Raw genomic sequence first — 5,073 nt, 5'->3', positions numbered from 1 at the left:
CTCCCCGAACTCCTCCAACATCGGATCCATCAACGGCGAATGGAACGCGTGACTGACCCTCAACCGGGACGTCTTACGACCCCGCTCACGGAAGACTTCGCCGAGGGCGACAACCGCCTCTTCGGCGCCGGAGACCACGACGGACTGGGGACCGTTGATCGCCGCGATACCGACCCCGTCGGTCAGGTGGGGAAGGATCTCGTCCTCGGTCGCCTGGACCGCGACCATCGCACCACCCGCGGGCAGCGCCTGCATCAACGCCGCACGCGCCGACACCAGCTTCGCCGCGTCCTCCAGCGACAACACACCCGTCACATGCGCGGCCGCGATCTCACCCACCGAGTGACCAGCCACGTAATCCGGCCGGATCCCCCACGACTCCAACAGCCGGAACAACGCCACCTCGACCGCGAAGAGCGCCGGCTGCGTCGAACCCGTCTGATGAAGCGTTTCCGCATCGACGTCGACCTCGACGTCCAACAGCGCACACACCTCGTCATACGCCGCCGCGAACACCGGGAACGTGTCGTAGAGTTCGCGCCCCATCCCCAGCCGCTGCGAACCCTGACCCGAGAACAGGAACCCGACCTTGCCCGCCGAGTGAACGCGTCCGGCGACGACGTTCGCCGCCGGTTCACCGGCCGCGAGGGCGGTCAGCCCCGCACGCAGCTCTTCCGCGTCGGCGCCGACGACCGCCGCCCGGTGCTCCAGCGCCGAGCGCGTCGTGGCCGACGAGAAGCCGGCGTCGACGGGCGACACGTCGTCGGTCGCCGAGGCCAGCAGACGCTCCGCCTGAGCCCGCAGCCCCACTTCGCTCTTCGCCGACAGCACCCACGGCACGGGCACCGGGCGGTGTTCCCGGGCCGGCTCGGCCACGGCGGCGGCGGGCGCCTCCTCGATGATGGTGTGCGCGTTGGTCCCACCGATACCGAAGGACGACACCGCGGCCCGGCGGGGCCTGCCGGTCCCGGGCCATGGCACCGGCTCGGTCAGCAGCCGCACGGCGCCCGCCGACCAGTCGACGTGCGTGGTCGGCTCGTCCACATGGAGTGTCCGCGGCAGCACACCGTGCCGCATCGCCAGCACCATCTTGATCACACCGGCGACACCCGCGGCGGCCTGCGTGTGACCGATGTTGGACTTGACCGAGCCCAGCCACACCGGCCGGTCGTCGGTGTGTTCCTGACCGTATGTGGCGAGGAGTGCCTGCGCCTCGATCGGGTCGCCTAGCCTGGTGCCCGTGCCGTGGGCCTCGACGGCGTCCACGTCGGCCGGTGTGAGTCCGGCGGATGCCAGCGCCTGCCGGATCACCCGCTGCTGCGAAGGTCCGTTGGGCGCGGTCAGACCGTTGGACGCGCCGTCCTGGTTCACCGCGCTGCCGCGCACCACCGCCAGCACCTGGTGGCCGTTCCGGCGGGCGTCGGACAGCCGTTCCACCAGCAGCAGGCCTACGCCCTCGCCCCAGCCCGTGCCGTCGGCACCGGCCGCGAAGGCCTTGCACCGGCCGTCGGGCGACAGGCCCCGCTGCCGGCTGAACTCCACGAACAGGTCCGGCGTGGTCATGACGGTGACACCGCCGACCAGGGCCATCGAGCACTCGCCGGTGCGCAGTGCCTGGGTCGCCAGGTGCAGCGCCACCAGCGAGGACGAGCACGCCGTGTCGACCGTGACCGCCGGTCCCTCAAGGCCGAACGTGTAGGAGATGCGCCCGGAGACGACCGAGGCCGCCTTGCCGGTGAGGGCGTACCCCTCGATCTCCTCGGGCGCGTTGCGCAGCCCGTTGGCGTAGTCCTGGCCGTTGGTGCCGATGAAAACACCGGTGCGGCTGGCGCGGACGGACGTGGGGGCGATGCCGGCGCGTTCGAACGCCTCCCACGACGCCTCCAGCAGCAGCCGTTGCTGCGGGTCCATCGCCAGGGCCTCGCGGGGCGAGATGCCGAAGAGACCGGCGTCGAAGCGGTCGGCGCCCTGGATGAAGCCGCCCTCGCGCGAGTACGTCTTGCCGGGACGGTCGGGGTCGGGGTCGTAGAGCGCGTCGATGTCCCAGCCGCGGTCGGTGGGGAAGCCGGACATCGCGTCCCGGCCGGAGCTCAACAGCTGCCACAGGTCCTCCGGCGACTGGACGCCGCCGGGGAAGCGGCAGCTCATGCTGACGATCGCGAGGGGCTCGTCGGCCGCGACGGCGGCCGACGCGTGCGGGGCGTCCGCCTCCAGCCCGTGCCGGCCGAGGAGTTCCTCGCCCAGGTGACGGGCGAGGGCGGTGGGGGTCGGGTGGTCGAAGACCAGGGTGGTGGGCAGCTTGAGGCCGGTGGCCGTGCTGAGCCTGTGGCGCAGTTCGACGGCGGTGAGCGAGTCGAAGCCGGTCTCGCGGAACGTCCGGTCGGCTTCGAAGGTGCCCCTGCCCGTGTGGCCGAGCACCATGGCGGCCTGCTCGCGGACCAGGTCCAGCAGGACGCGGCCCTGTTCCCCCGGCGTGGCGCCGAGGAGGCGCTGGACCAGCGCGGGGGCGGGCACTTCGGCGCCCCCCGCGGTCCGGGCGCGTGCTTCGAGGGCCTTGCGGGCCTCGGGCACGCCGTGCAGCAGCGGGCAGGGGCGGGTGCCGGCGAAGGCCGGGACGAAGCGGTCCCAGTCCACGTCCGCGACGGTCACGGAGGTCTCGCCGTGGGTCAGCGCGGCGTGCAGCACGGAGATCGCGGGAAGGGCCGCGATCGCCCGTACGCCGCGCCGCCGCAGGTGGTCGCCGGCGGCGCCGGCGGCCATGCCGCCGTCCGCCCAGGATCCCCACGCGACGGCCAGCGCGGGCAGCCCCTGCGCCCGGCGCTGCTCGGCGAGGGCGTCGAGGTAGGCGTTCGCGGCGCCGTAGGCGCCCTGGCCGCCGTTGCCCCAGACACCGGTCATCGAGGAGAAGAGCACGAAGGCGTCGAGGTCCTGGCGGTCCCGGGTGAGCTCGTGCAGGTGGAGCGCCGCGTCCACCTTGGGGCGCAGCACGTGGTCGAGGCGCTCGGGCGTGAGCGATTCGACCAGGCCGTCGTCCAGTACGCCCGCGGTGTGCACCATGGCGTTCACCGTGTGCCGGCCGAACAGCTCGGCGAGCGCGTCACGGTCGGCCGCGTCGCACGCGGCGACGGTGACCTGAGCGCCCAACTCCTGCAGCTCCGCCTTGAGTTCCGCGGCGCCCGGCGCGTCGGGGCCCCGGCGGCTGGTGAGCACGAGGTGTTCGGCACCGGCTCCGGCGAGCCAGCGGGCCACGTGGCCGCCCAGCGCACCCGTACCGCCGGTCACGAGTACGGTGCCGCGCGGCGTCCAGGGTGCGCCCGCCGGTGCCGTGGGCTGCGGCGCCCGCACGAGGCGGCGGCCGGACACACCGGAGGCGCGTACGACGAGCTGGTCCTCGTCGGCCTGGGCCAGCAGGCCGGCCAGCCGCTCCAGCGCGTGGGCGTCGAGTTCGGCGGGCAGGTCGGCGAGCCCGCCCCAGCGGTGTGGCTGTTCCAGGGCGACGATCCGGCCCAGGCCCCAGAGCTGGGCGGATGCGGGGTCGGTCAGCGGGTCCGCGGTGCCGGTCGACACCGCGCCGCTGGTCAGGCACCACAGCGGGGCCTCGATCCCGGCGTCGCCGAGGGCCTGGACGAGCAGGACGAGCCGCTTGAGGGCGCCCCTCCCCGCTTCGCCCTGTGCTGCGGCGAACAGGATGCCGTCGGCCTGCTCGTGCCCGGCGTCGGCGAAGGCCCGGGCGAGTGTGTCGCGGTCGGTGTACCCGCCCACGGCGAACGGTACGAGCGCGACGCCGAGTTCCGTGAGCCCGGTACGGATCGCCTCGGTCCACGCGGTCTCCTCGGGGACCACATAGAGCCAGGTCCCCGACGGAACGGCCCCGGCCACGTCACCGAGCGGCTGCCAGGTGATCCGGTAGCGCCAGCCGTCGGTGGTGGACCGCTCGCGCCGCTGCCGACGCCAGGCGGACAGCTTGGGTGCGACCACGTCCAGTTCGGCGGGCTCCAGTCCCAGGAGCGCACCGAGAGACGCCGGGTCCTCGCTCTCGACGGAGTCCCAGAACTCGGCGTCCATCGCCTCCGGGGCACCCTCGGTCGCCGCCTGAGGCGCGTCGAGCCAGTAGCGCTCGCGCTGGAAGGCGTAGGTCGGCAGGTCGACGCGGCGGGCGCCCGGGAAGAAGGCGTGCCAGTCCACTTCGACGCCGGCAACGTGCAGTTGGGCACACGCGGTGGTGACGGCGTACGGCTCGGAGCGGTCGGCGCGCAGCGCGGGAACGGTGACGATGTCCGCGTCCTCATCGAGGCAGCCCTGGGCGAGGGCACTGAGGACACCACCCGGACCGATCTCCACGAACGTCGACACGCCCAGCCCGTACAGGGTCCGCACACCGTCGGCGAAACGGACCGCCTCACGCACGTGCCGCACCCAGTACTCGGGCGTGTACGGCTCGGCCAGCCGACCGGTCAGGTTCGAAACGACAGGAATCCGCGGCTCGTTGAAGACCAGACCGCTGACGGCCTCCGCGAACTCCTCCAACATCGGATCCATCAACGGCGAATGGAACGCATGACTGACCCTCAACCGAGACGTCTTACGACCCCGCTCACGGAAGACTTCACCGACGGCGACAACCGCCTCTTCGGCGCCGGAGACCACGACGGACTGCGGGCCGTTGATCGCCGCGACACCGACCCCCTCGGACAGGTGCGGCAGCACCTCCTCCTCGGTCGCCTGGACCGCCAGCATCGCGCCGCCCGCGGGCAGGGACTGCATCAGCGCCGCACGCGCCGACACCAACCTCGCCGCATCCCCGAGCGACAACACACCCGCCACATGCGCGGCCGCGATCTCACCCACCGAGTGACCAGCCACGAAGTCCGGCCGCACACCCCACGACTCCAACAGCCGGAACAACGCCACCTCGACCGCGAACAACGCCGGCTGCGTCGAACCCGTCTGATGAAGCGTCTCCGCATCCACGTCGACCTCGACGTCCAACAGCGCACACACCTCGTCATACGCCGCCGCGAACACCGGGAACACATCGTAGAGTTCACGCCCCATCCCCAGCCGCTGCGAACC

Annotated in this window: 1 protein-coding gene; it reads right to left on the bottom strand. The window is 72.6% G+C overall.

What is annotated here, in order from left to right; genetic code table 11:
• Positions 1 to 5,073: type I polyketide synthase (locus IE244_RS41360; RefSeq protein ID WP_191878741.1), on the bottom strand; the 5,073-nt coding region annotated here is incomplete at both ends.

Origin of the sequence: Streptomyces filipinensis (assembly GCF_014649495.1) — a bacterium.
GTDB classification, from domain to species: domain Bacteria; phylum Actinomycetota; class Actinomycetes; order Streptomycetales; family Streptomycetaceae; genus Streptomyces; species Streptomyces filipinensis.
This window is presented reverse-complemented; position numbering and strand designations above follow the sequence as displayed.